We start from the raw sequence: 15,039 nt of genomic DNA on the forward strand, positions 1-15,039 counted from the left end.
ATTAATAACGTTTAATTAATCACTGGTCGAAGATTTAGAACAAAACCGAAGTCAATGGGCTAATACAAGCCCTGCAGATTACCTTAATGGGATTGCATCATGGATTGAAGATAGGTATGAACTAATGGATAATGCTAAGGAAGAGTTGAAGAAAGTGTTGATTGGAATGCAACTGCGACAGTTTTATTTGTAGGGAGTAGATATGAATAATTATCTAAACTGCATTAGATTATGGAAAAGTTGTAAATTAATCATTAGATGGTAAGCGGTGATTGACGGGTCGTCTGGTATACCTACGCCCAAGTTGGAATTATCACAGGAATAGGGAAGGATTATTCCAACTTTAATTTGAGGGAGGAATCTTTTTAACATCAAGAAAAACAATAGGAAGAAGATAAGGGATAATTTCAATTCCTATCAAAATAATCAAATTTTTAAGTATACATAGAATTATTATGTATTTATGGTTTATTTACTCATCAGGAGGATCATTCCATGAGAGATAATTTGCCGAAGTTTAAGTATCATCCTAACGCGTACAAAGTCAGTATTTTTGAGCAAGTACCTAAACAAAATTGTTCCGTTTGTAACAACGAAACGACGTATATTTATTCTGGTCCATTTTATTCCGTTGATGACGTAAATAATATATGTCCTTGGTGTATTTATGATGGAAGAGCTACTACGGATTTTAAAGGGGTTTTACAAGGTGCGGTAGAATATAAAGATAAGCTATTGTCTGTTTCTTTTAATGATGAAACAAACGAGTATATGTATTTTATGGGATATGATGATGTTGAGCTTATACATGATGATAACCTAGAAGAATTACTCTTCCGCACGCCTAGTTATATCGCTTGGCAAGAACCACAATGGCTAAGTCATTGTAATGAATTTTGTTCATTTGTTAGATATTTGGATAAAAGTGAACTACATGATATGAGAAATGATTTACAAGAAGGGGTAAGCCTTTTAAAGGAGAATTATGGCTTATCTGTTGATCAATTAGGTGAAGATATAGGGTTATACTTGTTTCAATGTAAAAAATGTGGAAAATATAGATTGCATTCTGATCATACCTAATAATGAGACCCGAATAATGGACATGATAAAAAGCCCTTATTCGGGTTTTCTTATGTGTAAATCATACGCTCAAAGTTGGTTTCATGGAAAAATAAAATGGTATGGCTCTTCATCATAAATCAATTACAAGATAGTATAAGGAGGAAGGGAAATGTCAGAGAAACTAAGAAAAGAGGAACTAATCAAACTAGTAGAAAAAATATGTAATCCAAAGTTATCAGAAGAGGTGGTAAGTGAATATATATTGATATCCTAGAACAAAATGTACCCCATCCTGCTCCAAGTGATTTAATTTTTTGGAGTGACACGACGTTAACACCTGAAGAAATAGTAGAGATAGCATTAAACTATAAAGAAACCGATAAAAGGAAATGAATTAGAAACTTATACACAATATGGCAGCAGCTGAGGTTTATAAAGAAGAATGGAAATTTAGCATAGAAATAGGAGATAAATCCGTTGCCTTACTACTTGGAAAAAATTTGGGCTAAACTATAAGATGGGAGAAATATATGGATATTCAAGATATACTGGAAAAGTTGAAACTAAAGGAGACTTTATAAAATTTGTTTACTTTTAATAGAATAGGATATAAAGAATTAAGATAAAAGCTAAGAACTGAATACTCGTTAGGTGTATGTATCTTATTTGTAGTTATAAATGGATTGGTCTATGGTTTTGTTTAGCCTTCTCTAAAATATCTTTTGCACATATAAAAGAAAAAACAAAAGGGCTTTACATTCCAGCCCTTTTTAAATTCAAAACGCTAATCCAAATTCCCTATACTCTTCCTAACAAGCTGATCTGCCTGTCGAGTTGTTTCTGGTATGCGGTATCTCGGAGATAGTTTCAATATCCATTCACGAGCCGTTGCCAACGAAATACGATGCCCGATGGATACATAGATAGGTTTGATAGAATCCTGAGTACGTAAGACGTTACCTATGATCTCATCGTCTGAAAGTAATGGAGAATAGGAACCCCTTGTACGATCTGGTTCAGCGTATTCTCCTAGCAAATTGGTTTTTCCACAGCCTATAGTGGGAATGTCAAATAAGACACCTAAATGACTTGCTAGCCCACAGCGTCTAGGATGGGCACGCCCTTGTCCGTCACATACCACTAAATCTGGAATGATGGTTAATTTCTTAAAAGCTTTCACTACAGGCGGTAATTCTCTGAAAGAAAATAAGCCGGGGATATAGGGAAAGTGTACGACGTCCTCTACAACAACCGTTTCAACGATTTTCAGCGAACAAGCTTCCAGAATAACAATAGCGGCGACGAGTGTATCGTTATGCTCACTGTAAGCAACGTCAATTCCCGCAATATAAGTGATCTCGTTTAATTGGTCATTTTGTATGACTTTTTTTGCTAACGTATTTTGTAGCTCTATGGCATCTGCTTCAGATAAATCCCATGGGTGATTAAAAACGGGCTCCATTAATAAACCCTCCTACAAGTTTTTATACTAGATTAATAAATAGAATTTTACCAAGGTATCTCGGTTACTAGCAAACTAGATTATATCAATTAGATGTAAAAGGTTAAGATAATATTCCTACTAGATAAATAAAATGACCAGATGGTTTACTAGAAAGCAAGTTGAGGTGAAAAATGAAAATATTAATAAAGCAATATGAACCTGACGAGTCTAAGGTACGCTTTACCTCACAGTATGGAGAAGGTAGTGCAATATGGCACGGAAATCCTCCAAAAGAAGGTAGCACATACGATGTTGAGATCGAGATTCCACAAATACTTGCATGGGATAAAGATATCCAAGCAACAAATATGGATGAGCACCCAATTAAAATACAAAATGACATGGTTGATTTCGTAGGGAAACTAGAATCAGTATCTGAAGATGATGGCTGCTGTGTAGTCCGGGTTGGGGAAAGTATCATCCTTGTGGAAACAGAAGGAATTCCTTTGAAAGTAGGAAGTTTTCTAAGAGTTCAAACCAAGAGTGTCATTCTCTACAATAATCATTTGTGATATTTCCATATGATCTTCTAACCTACTTCTGATAAATGTTTGAAAATCTAACCCCAAAATAGATAAATAGGTGATATCTTGAGAGTAAAATGTGCCCTCCCAACTGTGAAATTACAACCCTTAAGAATACCTTCTGCTTGGAAGGTAGATTACAATACTTTTATCGAGTTAGACCCCAAAATGCTAGATGAAGCTGATAGTAAATGGATGCACTTCACTGAAGACTTACTTCAGATAAGTCATAGTCGCTATCCCAAACATCTGTAACCCCGAGTTGACTTTTAAGAACTCGGGGTTATTTTGATGAAGGGAAAAGCTAACTCATTTATCCCTCACCAAGTCGATTTAGTGCATATCACCCATAAAAAAAGAAAAGACTGTAACCATTTCGAACTTGCTTCGACTAATAGAGGTTAAAAAAGGTAGACATTGAGGAGAGATAAGATGAATATCCCCAAAAACAAAACCATGTCATTACACAGATTTATGGCAACTGCTTCCGTCATAACGCTACTTTCTGTACCGATTTCACCGGTTTGGGCTATAGATACGAAGACGAATGGGAAACAAACTACCTCTACACAAGGGCAAATTCCCCCACAAGCTGATATCAATCGTCAGGTAAAGAGTGTGATAGAAAAGCTGACGCTAGCCTTTCCCGAAATCAAGGAGTATAACAATCAGAAGATTGAGCTTAAAAAAAGATGGAGTAAATTAATCGACGTAGAAGTAAGCAAAAATGGTGCAGGTAACACGCCACTCGTCAATATTCAACTGGACAAACAAACAGGAGAACTGCTATATTTCGGCTTTTTAGAACGCACAGAATATCCAAATGGGACAAGTGTTTACGCTTCGCCAAAGGGATTGGAAAAACAAATAACGGATGAAACTGCTAAACAACAAGCAGCTCTTTTAGTAGAAAAATTATATGGAGGAAAGGCAAAGAACGACTCCCCTATTTCGGTATGGAGAGAAACCCAAAAAGAAAAAGAAGTGGAAGGCAAGATAATCCCAGCTAAAACCCTGCCTCCGGTGGTCAATTTCCGAATTAGCCTACCAAATAAGAGTAATGTGGCAAATTACGTTTCAGTGCGTTTCGGTGAAAACGGTAAAATTGAAAGTTTGGATGCTGTAACAAAGCCAATTCTATTTGATAAATGGTTTGCGGCTGACCTCGAAAATCGGGAAATGCCAAATGACGAGCTGACAAAGCCGGCACAGGCTATGTTTGATCGGATGCACGTACTTTACCCGGAATTAAGAGATTATAACGTAAAAGAAATTAGCCTATCTAAGTATAATACTTTTTACGATATTAATTTTAAAAAGTCAAAGACTGACAAGAAAGAAGAGATCAGAATGCATATAGAGGAAGAAACAGGCAAGCTTGTATATATACATTTTGAAAAACGCCCATCAGGAAAAGGGGCATCCCCAGAGCTGGCCAAACAAAAGGCATACGAATTCTTACAGCGTGTACAAGGAGACAATGCAAAAAGCTACACAGTTGGGAATATGATCATGACTGGAACAAATGGGGTAACGCTAGTCATCCTAGATGGTACAACTCCTGAAAAAGAGCATTATGCCTTTGGGGTGGGAGCAGACGGTAAAATCTATAGCTTTGATGGCTAATTGTAAAATGACAAGTAAATCAAGGGTAGGGTAACCACGCGTTAGGAATACAGCCATATATAGGCTTGTTTAGTATGTTAGGAGACCTTATTAAACAATTAAACAAGAAACAGAGTAGCAGGATATTGGCAGTAAATGTTGCTTATGTAATCTGAGATATGTATCAACAAGAGCTTGTGAATGGAGGAACTGCATTGTATGACGAAGATATAAAACAGCAAGTATTGTTAATCTATGAGCAGTATTATTTAGATGTTTATCATTTTCTGCTGTACTATACTGGCAATCAAAATGACACAGAGGATTTGACACAGGAGGTTTTTGTCCGTGTGATCCGTTCCCTGGCACGCTATGAAAATAGAGCGAACCTGAAAACGTGGCTATTTGCGATAGCGAAGCACATTGCGATTGATTATCATCGCAAGAAAAGATGGAAAAGTCTGTTTTCCATTGATGTACTAAAAAAACATGTGTCTTCAGATGGGTTACCAGAAAAAGAAGTAGAGAGCTGGGAAGAGGAGCAGGAGCTGATCCGAGCGATCCAAAAGCTACCACAGCATTATAGAATGGTTGTCATCCTCAGGGGAATTCAGGGATACAGCGTTAGGGAAACAGCCTCCATCATGGATTATTCGGAATCACAGGTGAAAGTGACCTTGCATCGAGCATTGAAAAAGCTTGAAAAGGAACTAGCAGGACGGATAGGAGGGGAGCTGTACGATGGATTGGCAAAAAGATAAGGAATTGCTCGTTCGATTAAGAAAATTACATACAAAGAATAAACCAAGAAAAGAGTTTGTAGAAACCTTACGTACCCAGCTAGAGTATCAGACAAATATTGTGGTGCACAGAAGAAACAGATTTTATCGACCAATTCAATTTGGGCTTGGACTAGCAAGCGTATTCGCACTTCTATTGTACCTTTTTGCACCTTCAGTGAATAAAGAGGCTTTGCCACCTATGTCCAGCTATCCTACGAAACAGGAGTTTATTGCGAAACCCCCTGTTGAGGTCTTAGAAAAGCAAAAACGAGAGCAAAAGCAGGAACAAAAGCAAGAACAAAAACAAAATCAAGAGCAACAGCAACAGCAACAGCAACAGCAACAGCTTGTATCTAAGCCAAAGACTTCTCTAAAGGAGTCACTTTCACAGAAGCAAACAGCCAAAGAAAAAGAAAAGAACGATGTGGTAACCCCAAAACCAAAAGCAAAAGATAAGAGTAAAGAAACGAATAATTCTACACCGAAGGAAAAGGCATTGAGCTATTTGCAGCAGCTTGGAGGTGAAGATTTAAAGGGATATCAAATAAATCCCGCACTCTCTGCCCCTGCTCGCGGATACATTTTCATGAATCGTATGGTAAATGGAATCCCCTTTTTAGCGGATAGCTATAAAGTGGAATTAGATGAATCAGGTCAAATAAAACAATCAACCATCACAAAAAGCACAGATACAAATATGAAATTTCCTTTGCCACAGCAAGCTATATCCAAAGCGACTGCTAAACAATTATTTATGAAAGACATGAGGCTAGTTTACCAAGGGGATGAACAACCGCGGCTTACCTATGAATTTAACTTTTCAGGCTATATTGATGCGGTCAGTGGACAAGTAAGAGAAGCGAAGGAAGAGGAGCAAAACCAAGGATCTAGTAAGCCTATTCCGATCGTAGCTCAGGGTAAAAAACTGATTGCTCATACTCCAGAAGAGGTTGTGAGAATCCTTCAAAAGGAATTTGGCATCGTCGTATATGGACCTGGAGCGTTAGAGGATACTTTGTCTACCGATACCTATAAAGAATATTCCTGGCAAATCGAAGAAGGAAAAATAATTAAGGTAGAAACCCTTGACGGACAATTGATGGGGTTTAGGATTAGTACTCCAGGTGTGAAAGAGAGGGATTCTTCTACCATCGCAGTTCACAAGGAATTGTCTGGAATAGCGAAGGGCATCATAGAAAGATATATGAATGTTCATACGAAAGAGCTTCTATTGATAGATGTTGAAAAAACAAGTTTGACTCAAACCTATCGATTTAGAAGGTCGTATCAAGGTATTCCCATCATTAATCGAAGTTATTCTGTGACCCTTGATGCCAAAACAGAAAAGGTAATTGGACTTGATCTGGGCTATGGAGTACAAGGAACTACTAGCCTCCCGGACAAATCGAAAGCAATGACACCAGACGTAGCTGCTACTATCTACTTGAAGGAACGCCCATTGTCTTTAGTCTATGTCATGCTAATGGATAAGAAGCAACAAATAGCAGTTCCTCACTTGGTTTATCAGATATATTATCATGACACACCTAGGCTGTATGTTGATGCGATTACCGGTGAAGTGATTAGATAGAAAGGTTATTTTATCTTATATACCAGTTTTCTTGTAAGTTCGCTTTCTTTCTCCTATAATTAAATACGATAGTTTCTTTTACGACACAATTGTATTTCTTTAAGTTAGATGGAGGAGAGCAGTCCTCCCGTTCAAGAGGCGACACCATCCCTAATCCGTCTGTTTGAAGGATTAGGGATTTTTGGTAGATATGATCGGTAAAAATCGAGTGAAGAGAGGATATTTCCATGAAAAAAATGAAACATAGTCTAACAGCATTGCTAACAGTATGTTTAGCTGTTTCACTAACCGCGTGTTCAGGTGAAACAACACCAAAGGACGGAGCACAACCTTCCCCAAGTCAGAACCAAGCGACGGATTCGGCATCGGATAATCAAGCGACAGATACTACACTAAAAACCATCTATCCACTCAAAGTAAAAGATGTGACGGGGGAAGAGTTCACCTTCGAAAAAGCCCCGGAACGTATTGTATCAGTATCGCCTGCTGAAACGGAAACGTTATTTGCACTTGGACTTGAGCAAAAAATCATGGGAGTTTCTGACTACGATGATTACCCGGCATCTACTAAGGATAAGCCGAAAATGGGGAGCATTATGGCGCCGAACGTTGAGTCCATTTTGGCTGCCAAACCGGATATTGTATTTACAGGGATTTCAATGAAAGAAGAGACGGTCAAGAAATTCCGAGAGCTTGGTGTAAAAATCTTTAAGGTAGAACCAAAGACGTATGATGACGTGATTGCAAATATGGAGTTGTATGGAAAAATCACCGATCATCAGGCTGAAGCGAAGAAAGTTGTGGACGAGCTTCAAAAGACTCGTGACGAGATTTTAGCTGTTGTAAAAAATATGAACGAGAAAAAGAAAGTTTATCTTGAATTTTCTCCAGGCTGGACGGTTGGTAGCGGGGAATTTTTAAACCAAATAATAGAGCTTGCTGGTGGAATCAACGTGGCTGGTGACACAAAAGGCTGGGTACAAATTAATGAAGAGACCATCATTAAAAAAAATCCCGATGTTATTCTCTACACACTGGGAGTAATAGACTCTAAAACAAACCAATCCTTAGAGGATATTATACGTTCTCGTAAAGGCTGGAGTGGGATTGAGGCGATTAAAAACAACACAGTAGTAGGACTTGACCAGAATATCATCAGTCGTCCTGGACCACGCCTTGCAGAAGGCTTGAAAGAGATGGCGAAAGCAATCTATCCTGATAAATTTAAGTAAGTGGGGCTGACCTCTAGGATGAGTACAAATAACGCTTACGGACAGATGAATGTGAAAAAAAGAATGACAGCAGGAGCAGTGGGAATGATACTGCTCCTGCTGTCTGTTGTGGCTAGTTTAGCCATTGGTTCTGTTATGTTGCCGATGGATGAGATTACGCGCATTTTATTGCACCAGATTCCTGGGATTCATTCATTTATTCCCGTTACATGGGATGAGTCCTCTACACAAATTATGCTAAACGTCAGATTGCCGAGGGTAATCTTGGCTTTGTTAGTCGGGGCTTCGCTTGGGATAGCAGGAGCAGCGTTTCAAGGTGTTTTACGCAATCCACTAGCAGACCCCTTTACTTTAGGAGTATCCTCTGGTGCTTCAGTTGGGGCGGCCATACTTATTTACTTTGGCCTGCAATATGCTTGGTTGGGACAATGGACAGTGCCATTGACTGCCTTTGTGACCGGAGTTTGTACATTAGTGATTGTGTTGCAGATGGCAAGAGAAAACGGAAAGATTCCGATTGAAACCCTGATTTTATCTGGGGTAGTTATGCAAGCCTTTCTAGGCTCGATTGTTTCTTTTCTTGTGGCAATGTCTAAGCAAACCATCAATGAAATTTTATTTTGGGTGATGGGAAGTCTGGCTATGCGGGGCTGGTCCTATACAAGTGTCTTATTGCCATACTTAGTGATAGGACTACTGATTTTATTTGCATATGCTCGTCCCTTAAATATGCTTGCATTGGGAGAGAGACAAGCCGGGCATCTAGGTCTGCATGTAGAACGGACGAAGTGGATCGTGCTACTAACAGCTACTCTCGTGACGGCAGCCGCTGTATCCGTGGCAGGTGTGATCGGTTTTGTTGGATTGGTCGTTCCTCATTTACTTCGGATGATCATAGGGTCTGATTACCGCTTATTGATCCCCATGTCTGCTTTAGGTGGTGCTATTTATGTGTTGTGGGCGGATACCATCTCCCGTACCTTGCTTGCCCCAACAGAGATACCACTTGGAGTAGTAACCGCCTTTATCGGTGCACCGTTTTTTGCCATGCTACTGATCCGAAATAAACGGAAGCGCAGGGGAGGATGATCGCTGATGAAGAGCAGAGGACAACAAGTAACATCAGAACATAAGCAACAGCAAAATCATGATTATTCCACATACTTCAATAGCCAGGAGACCTTGCAAAAAGAACAGAATGATCCTGTCATTTCTGTCTGTGATGTCTCACATCGATATGGAAATCAATCGGTTTTGCAACAGGTGAGCATCGAGATTCGAGCGGGTGAGTGGCTAGGTATTATTGGACCGAATGGCAGTGGCAAATCTACCCTGCTATCTCTGATGTCACGAGCAGAGACGCCATCTGCTGGACAGATTCTCGTATATGGAAAAGACATCAAGTCATATGGGAGAAAAAAATTATCCCAGCATATGGCTGTTCTCCAACAGGAAACGATTCCTGCGATTCATTATACGGTGCAAGAAGTCGTAGAAATGGGACGTTTTCCATATCAATCCTGGTGGGGAACAGAAACCGAGGATAGTGGACCGTTTATCGATAGCATTATGGATCGACTACAGTTGAAGAAGCTGGCAAACAAAAGACTAGACCAATTGAGTGGTGGACAACGACAGAGAGCTGCGTTAGCCAAGTTAATGGCTCAGTCGCCTAGCATCGTTTTGTTGGATGAACCAACCACTTATTTAGATATTCATCATCAAGTGCAATTCATGGACGTGGTGCAGGAGTGGCAGCAGGATTGCGGAGTAACAGTCGTATCTGTTTTACACGATCTGAATTTAGCTTCCTTGTACTGTGATCGGATTATTGTGCTATATGATGGTAGGATTTCGGCTGAGGGAACACCGACTGAAATGATGACCACAAAGCGACTTTCTGACGTTTTTCAAGTGAACACAGCGATTGTCCCTCATCCCAAGACGGAGCGACCTCAGGTACTGGTTTGCCCAAAACAGCGATCAGAACAGCTAGGGAATGAATAGATACGCAGGCATGTTCTTACCTTAGATCAAAAGTAAAATCATGATAGAGACAAATGAAATAGAGGTATATAGAAATAGTAAAACCCCCAGACGGATTTTTTGACCGGACTGGGGGTTTTGTCTTATTTCTTTTGATAAACACAAACGACCATCTTCACAAAATACTCACGGAACAAAGACGTTTTTGCTAAATTAGCTACTACATTGCGCAGAGGGATTTCCTTTTCATACACAGCAGGGTAGTGGACGCCTTTTTGAATGTTGCGGAAACGTCTGATCGTCATACGATTGATATACGAGAAGTACTCGGAACCATCTGGACGTTTGCTGATACGAAAGCCTAGACGATCTTCCCCGTCTGGCAAATCTTGAACGAGTTTACGATACGCATCGATCAAGGTTTGTTCAGAAAAGAAGGAGTGAACCCAGGGAAATCCAATTGCATCTGACAAGTGAGCGCCGTATGGATGGTAATACGGTGGGAAGTTAATGTATAGATGACCGCCCTTTTTCAAGACACGAAAGCATTCCTCCAGCGTTTTCTCTGGATTATCTACGTGTTCCATCGCATCGTTCATGATGATTGAATCGAACGTCTCGTCTTCAAACAACATTTTGGATGCATCACCTGTCATGAAGGAGGTGATGTTATCCAAGCCTTTTTCCCGAGCAAAGGCATTACCTTCTTCTGCATAATGAGGAACAATGTCAATTCCAATAATCTTTTCTGGACCAAATGTAGCGTAATAGCAGGTTTTACCGCCACCGCCACAACCGATATCTAACACGGTCTTATTTTTAAACATTTCTTCCTGAGAATGGAACGGCAAGAAGAATTGAATGGTCTGATCACCCTTGCGGAATTGCCATTCGGTATAGCTCATTTTACCGTCATTCGCTAGATTGAACGGATGAACGGGCAAAGGAAACATTTTGTTTAACGCGATAAGTAATGACGAAGAGAGTGACAAGATCTTTTGCCTCCTTACAAACAAACGACAGTTATTTCTTGCTGGCTAACGCTTGTAAAACTAGCTCACTACTTTTCATAGCTTCCGCTTTGAGCATGTCAGCTTTTTCACGGATGATAGCTTGCTCTCGATCTAGGTGTTGCATACGATCGTCAAGTAGCGAAAGCAACTGTTCTGATGTTAAATCCTTGATATGGCCCGCACAGGTCATGCCTGCACGTTCCACAAAACGATCGATTTTAGGATCATAGGAAATCCCGATAAACGGAATGTGAAGCATACAAGCAAGGATCAAAGAGTGAAGCCTCATCCCCACCACGTAATCCGCTTGCTTCAAGATGCACATAATGTCATGAAAAGAGACATGCTCTTTCAGCATTGCCGCGCCCTTATGCTGCATCGCCTTTAAAATATCCTCAGAAGGGGCGATATCACTTGGGAAATGCATTGGTAGAAACAGAACGTTCCATCCGCGTTCCTGATAATAATCCGCAGCATCGGCAATCACCTGTTTGAAACGCGCTTCCGTTTTCCAATCACGAACGGAAAAGATCACAAGCGGTCGGGATGAATCTTCGAACATAGGTGATACCAGCTCAGCCCCTCGCTTATCTGAAATATCTTCAGGATGAATAGTGAGTGCAGGGTCCGCTGTAACATATAACGGAGCCTTGGTTACTCCACAAGCTTTAAAATCTTCACCTGATTCATGATCGCGTACAGTGATGACATCTACATGATTCACGACTGTTTTAATCATGGAACGGCTAAAGGATTTTAGGATGGGACCGAAGCCTTGGGCATAAAATACAACGGGTTTGCCTAACAATTTGGCAATGGTAACGATCCCGAGATAATAGAGTACACTGCGGGGGCTGGTAACGTCCTGCATGAGTGTACCGCCACCCATTACCAACAGGTCGCTTTGCTTTAATTCTCGCACAATCGTGGGGAGCTTCCAACGATTATGAGCGGATATCCCAAATAGCGATGTTGTCCGCTCAGGCGTATTTGACAACACGGATAGGGAAATATTCGGTTGTTCTCGTCTGAGCGAGGTAATTATTCCATATAACACAACATCGTCCCCGGCATTATTAAAGCCGTAATATCCGGAGATGAGAATTCGCGACATGAGAGAACCTTCTTTCTATTCAAACGTACTGGTAACGTAACTGATAAGTAGTATACAATCATAAGTGCCGTTTTTCTAAATTGGGCACATCCTCAAGTATAATCGAGAGGCGATAGGTAAGTAAAGCGAAGGAGACAGAACTACATAATATAGTAGATTCCTGCGGCAACTAACAACACACTAAGTACGATAAAGCTAATCATTACATACAGGATGCCTTTGTTTTTTCGTCTTCGATAGAAAAACTCATCAAACATCATGTAGACCCCTCTCTTGAACACGCTCTAATACCGTTCATATTACCATGTCTACACTAGAATATGCTAGATTTTTGGCAGAAAGGAACTTGTTGCATGACAAAATTTTGGATGAAATATACGCTTTCCCTACCAGGAGAATTAGAGGAGATATTTTCCTATACCATTATGGAAACCGACTACACATTAGGGTGGATTGAACCCCAAGTAGAGGTCATTACGACTGACAATGGCTACGATTATGCGGAATTAACTGAGAAACCGATGACAGCCTATCTGTTTGAACCACTAGCGACTACCGAGCAAGAACAGACAGCTAGACTACAAAGATATCTTGATCAATGGGAAGGCAGAATTAGAATTGCAGCTACTGAACAAGTTGAGGAGGAGAACGAATCGTGGAAAGATGAGTTTACCTCCATACAAATAGGTGATTGGCTAATAGCGCCTTCCTGGGAAGACGCGAAGGTGGTAGAGCAAGCGGCGCATGTGCTCTACATTGATCCCGGTGCTGCTTTTGGAACGGGGTATCATGGAACAACTCAGGATATTTTGCGGTTTTTACAGGAGAGCCAATTAGCAGGCAAAACTATTTTGGATGTGGGAGCGGGGTCAGGGATTCTCTCTATCTTCAGCTTATTAAATGGAGCCGCATACCCTGTCTATGCAGCAGATATCAATCCAGAAACCGATTATCAACTAAAGCAAAATCTAGCCCTCAATCAATTATCTGATCAATCTGTGAAGGTATTGATAGGTGATGCATCAGTCGACGATAACTTATTATCCTTAGAAAAGCATTTTGATTTTATCTTCATTAATATTGGCGGAGAAGAAGTGATTCAGATGTTACCGCTAGTAAGACGTACCTTTAAGCCTACAGGCCGCTTGATCCTGTCAGGAATAGTAGAGTGGATTTTACCAAAAGTAGTAGAAGCTTATGAACAAGCAGGTTTTTATGTAATGGAACAAAAACAAAGCGAAGAATGGGTGACACTCTTATTGGAATTGTGCGACAATAAAGGAAAATAGTTGCATCCCCAAGGAGGAGTAGCATGGCAGAGCCTATCGTAATCGTCGCAGCAAAACGGACGCCAATCGGAACATTTGGCGGCATGTTTCAAGATGTGTCAGCACGTAAATTAGCTGAACTAACGATTCGTGACATCATGGATACAACAGGGATTGACCCAGGAAAGATCGATGAAGTTATTCTAGGGAATTGTATTCAACGTACAGATGAGCCGAATATTGCAAGAACAGCTCTTCTGGATGCTGGTCTGCCTCAGCAAGTGACAGGATTGACTGTTCAGCGACAATGTTCTTCCGGTATGCAGGCAATTGTCTCAGGTCTGCAACAGATAGCTTTAGGCGATAGCGAGGTTGTGATCGCGGGTGGTGTAGAGTGTATGAGCCGTGCTCCTTATGTTTTAAAGCAAGCTCGTTTTGGCAAAAGGTTGATGCATGGTGAAATGACAGACGCTTTGTGGGACCTACTTACAGATCCGCATCACGATATTTTAATGGGTGAAACAGCAGAGCGTCTGGTGGATCGCTATGGGATTAGTCGGGAAGAGCAGGACGAGATCGCTTATTTAAGTCATCAGAAAGCGGCACATGCCACTAAAGAGGGACGTTTTGAGGACGAAATCATACCGATTGTTTTGAGTAAAAAAAATAAAACGATCACACTAGCCACAGATGAGCATATTCGTCCAGACATTACGCTCGATGCTTTAGCCAAATTAAAGCCAACCTTTCGTGATGAGGGAACGGTTACACCGGGGAATGCTTCAGGCTTAAATGATGGTGCTTCTGCCGTGCTACTGATGAAAGAAAGTAAAGCAAAACATCTTGGCCTTACGGTACTAGGTCGAATTGTCTCTTATGCATGGGCAGGTGTCGAGCCTGACTTAATGGGATATGGACCAGTCCCAGCAACGCATAAAGCTTTGAAGAAAGCAGGGCTTCGTTTACAAGACATACAACTGATTGAGGTTAATGAAGCTTTTGCTGCCCAGTATCTGGCGGTAGAAAAGCTATTGGAGTTGGATCGAACCATCACGAACGTAAATGGTAGTGGGATATCACTTGGCCATCCAGTAGGCTCAACTGGCTGTCGTCTAATCGTTACCCTCTTGCATGAAATGAAGAGACGCCAGTTACAGAGAGGGCTAGCCACTTTATGCGTAGGCGGAGGACTGGGTATGAGCATGATTGTAGAGCGATAAAATGGCGTGAATAAACGATAGAGGATGATCTAAGAGCTAGACTAGGCTTGGTAGCTATTGCATAAATCGGACATTTTTTGACCATAGTATAAAGGACCCTGTTTAGGGTTCTTTTTTTGTAGACACTGCGATGAG

14 protein-coding genes and 1 pseudogene are annotated in these 15,039 nt (G+C 40.7%); 12 read left to right on the forward strand and 3 right to left on the reverse strand.

All coding sequences use genetic code 11. From position 1 onward, the window contains the following. Positions 1-22 precede the first annotated feature (22 nt). The 3 genes and pseudogenes from ACQV1I_RS06320 to ACQV1I_RS06330 all read left to right on the forward strand — a co-directional run bounded on the left by ACQV1I_RS06320 (position 23) and on the right by ACQV1I_RS06330 (position 1,458). A complete protein-coding gene (locus ACQV1I_RS06320; RefSeq protein ID WP_438769950.1) occupies positions 23-193 on the forward strand; it encodes a DUF7660 family protein in 171 nt (56 codons plus the stop codon). Between the two features lie 302 nt (positions 194-495). Next, positions 496-1,083 carry a CbrC family protein gene (locus ACQV1I_RS06325; RefSeq protein ID WP_116333126.1) on the forward strand — a complete coding sequence of 196 codons (588 nt, stop codon included), beginning with the start codon at positions 496-498 and terminating at the stop codon, positions 1,081-1,083. Between the two features lie 151 nt (positions 1,084-1,234). Beyond that, a pseudogene (locus ACQV1I_RS06330) lies at positions 1,235-1,458 on the forward strand (bacteriocin immunity protein). A gap of 391 nt (positions 1,459-1,849) precedes the next feature. Here ACQV1I_RS06330 and nfi read toward each other — a convergent pair. Further along, the gene (gene nfi / locus ACQV1I_RS06335) at positions 1,850-2,527 is read right to left on the reverse strand and encodes a deoxyribonuclease V (protein ID WP_116333127.1); all 678 of its coding nucleotides are present in this window, start codon (positions 2,525-2,527) and stop codon (positions 1,850-1,852) included. A gap of 173 nt (positions 2,528-2,700) precedes the next feature. Here nfi and ACQV1I_RS06340 point away from each other — a divergent pair, with 173 nt between their 5' ends. From ACQV1I_RS06340 to ACQV1I_RS06370, 7 genes are all read left to right on the forward strand, one after another. Further along, on the forward strand, positions 2,701-3,081 hold the full coding sequence (locus ACQV1I_RS06340; protein WP_094701235.1) for a hypothetical protein: 381 nt from the start codon (positions 2,701-2,703) through the stop codon (positions 3,079-3,081). 444 nt (positions 3,082-3,525) lie between these two features. Then, positions 3,526-4,719, forward strand: a complete 1,194-nt coding sequence (locus tag ACQV1I_RS06345; RefSeq protein WP_116333128.1) for a hypothetical protein — start codon at positions 3,526-3,528, stop codon at positions 4,717-4,719. A 194-nt stretch (positions 4,720-4,913) separates the two neighbouring features. Next, a complete protein-coding gene (locus ACQV1I_RS06350; RefSeq protein WP_104066226.1) occupies positions 4,914-5,459 on the forward strand; it encodes an RNA polymerase sigma factor in 546 nt (181 codons plus the stop codon). Further along, entirely contained in the window at positions 5,440-7,071 is a 1,632-nt protein-coding gene (locus ACQV1I_RS06355) for a PepSY domain-containing protein (RefSeq protein ID WP_438769130.1), read from the forward strand. The genes ACQV1I_RS06350 and ACQV1I_RS06355 overlap by 20 nt, the downstream gene beginning before the upstream one ends. A 227-nt stretch (positions 7,072-7,298) precedes the next feature. Then, positions 7,299-8,303, forward strand: a complete 1,005-nt coding sequence (locus ACQV1I_RS06360) for an ABC transporter substrate-binding protein (RefSeq protein ID WP_116333130.1) — start codon at positions 7,299-7,301, stop codon at positions 8,301-8,303. An 18-nt stretch (positions 8,304-8,321) separates the two neighbouring features. Further along, on the forward strand, positions 8,322-9,392 hold the full coding sequence (locus tag ACQV1I_RS06365) for a FecCD family ABC transporter permease (RefSeq protein WP_116333131.1): 1,071 nt from the start codon (positions 8,322-8,324) through the stop codon (positions 9,390-9,392). A gap of 6 nt (positions 9,393-9,398) precedes the next feature. Beyond that, positions 9,399-10,310 (forward strand): ABC transporter ATP-binding protein, encoded by a 912-nt coding sequence (locus ACQV1I_RS06370; protein WP_116333132.1) that lies wholly within the window; start codon positions 9,399-9,401, stop codon positions 10,308-10,310. 122 nt (positions 10,311-10,432) lie between these two features. Here ACQV1I_RS06370 and ACQV1I_RS06375 read toward each other — a convergent pair whose 3' ends face one another. Both ACQV1I_RS06375 and csaB read right to left on the reverse strand, forming a co-directional pair. Further along, the gene (locus tag ACQV1I_RS06375) at positions 10,433-11,281 is read right to left on the reverse strand and encodes a class I SAM-dependent methyltransferase (RefSeq protein ID WP_116333133.1); all 849 of its coding nucleotides are present in this window, start codon (positions 11,279-11,281) and stop codon (positions 10,433-10,435) included. Positions 11,282-11,312: 31 nt separating this feature from the next. Continuing rightward, a complete protein-coding gene (gene csaB / locus ACQV1I_RS06380; RefSeq protein WP_018672845.1) occupies positions 11,313-12,416 on the reverse strand; it encodes a polysaccharide pyruvyl transferase CsaB in 1,104 nt (367 codons plus the stop codon). A gap of 353 nt (positions 12,417-12,769) precedes the next feature. Here csaB and ACQV1I_RS06385 point away from each other — a divergent pair, with 353 nt between their 5' ends. After that, on the forward strand, positions 12,770-13,705 hold the full coding sequence (locus ACQV1I_RS06385) for a 50S ribosomal protein L11 methyltransferase (protein ID WP_116333134.1): 936 nt from the start codon (positions 12,770-12,772) through the stop codon (positions 13,703-13,705). A 23-nt stretch (positions 13,706-13,728) separates the two neighbouring features. Then, positions 13,729-14,904: a thiolase family protein gene (locus ACQV1I_RS06390; protein ID WP_104030622.1), complete on the forward strand. Its 1,176-nt coding sequence runs from the start codon at positions 13,729-13,731 to the stop codon at positions 14,902-14,904. The last annotated feature ends 135 nt before the right edge of the window (positions 14,905-15,039 follow it).

This window comes from Brevibacillus sp. JB24b (genome assembly GCF_051713385.1).
Classification (GTDB): domain Bacteria; phylum Bacillota; class Bacilli; order Brevibacillales; family Brevibacillaceae; genus Brevibacillus_B; species Brevibacillus_B laterosporus.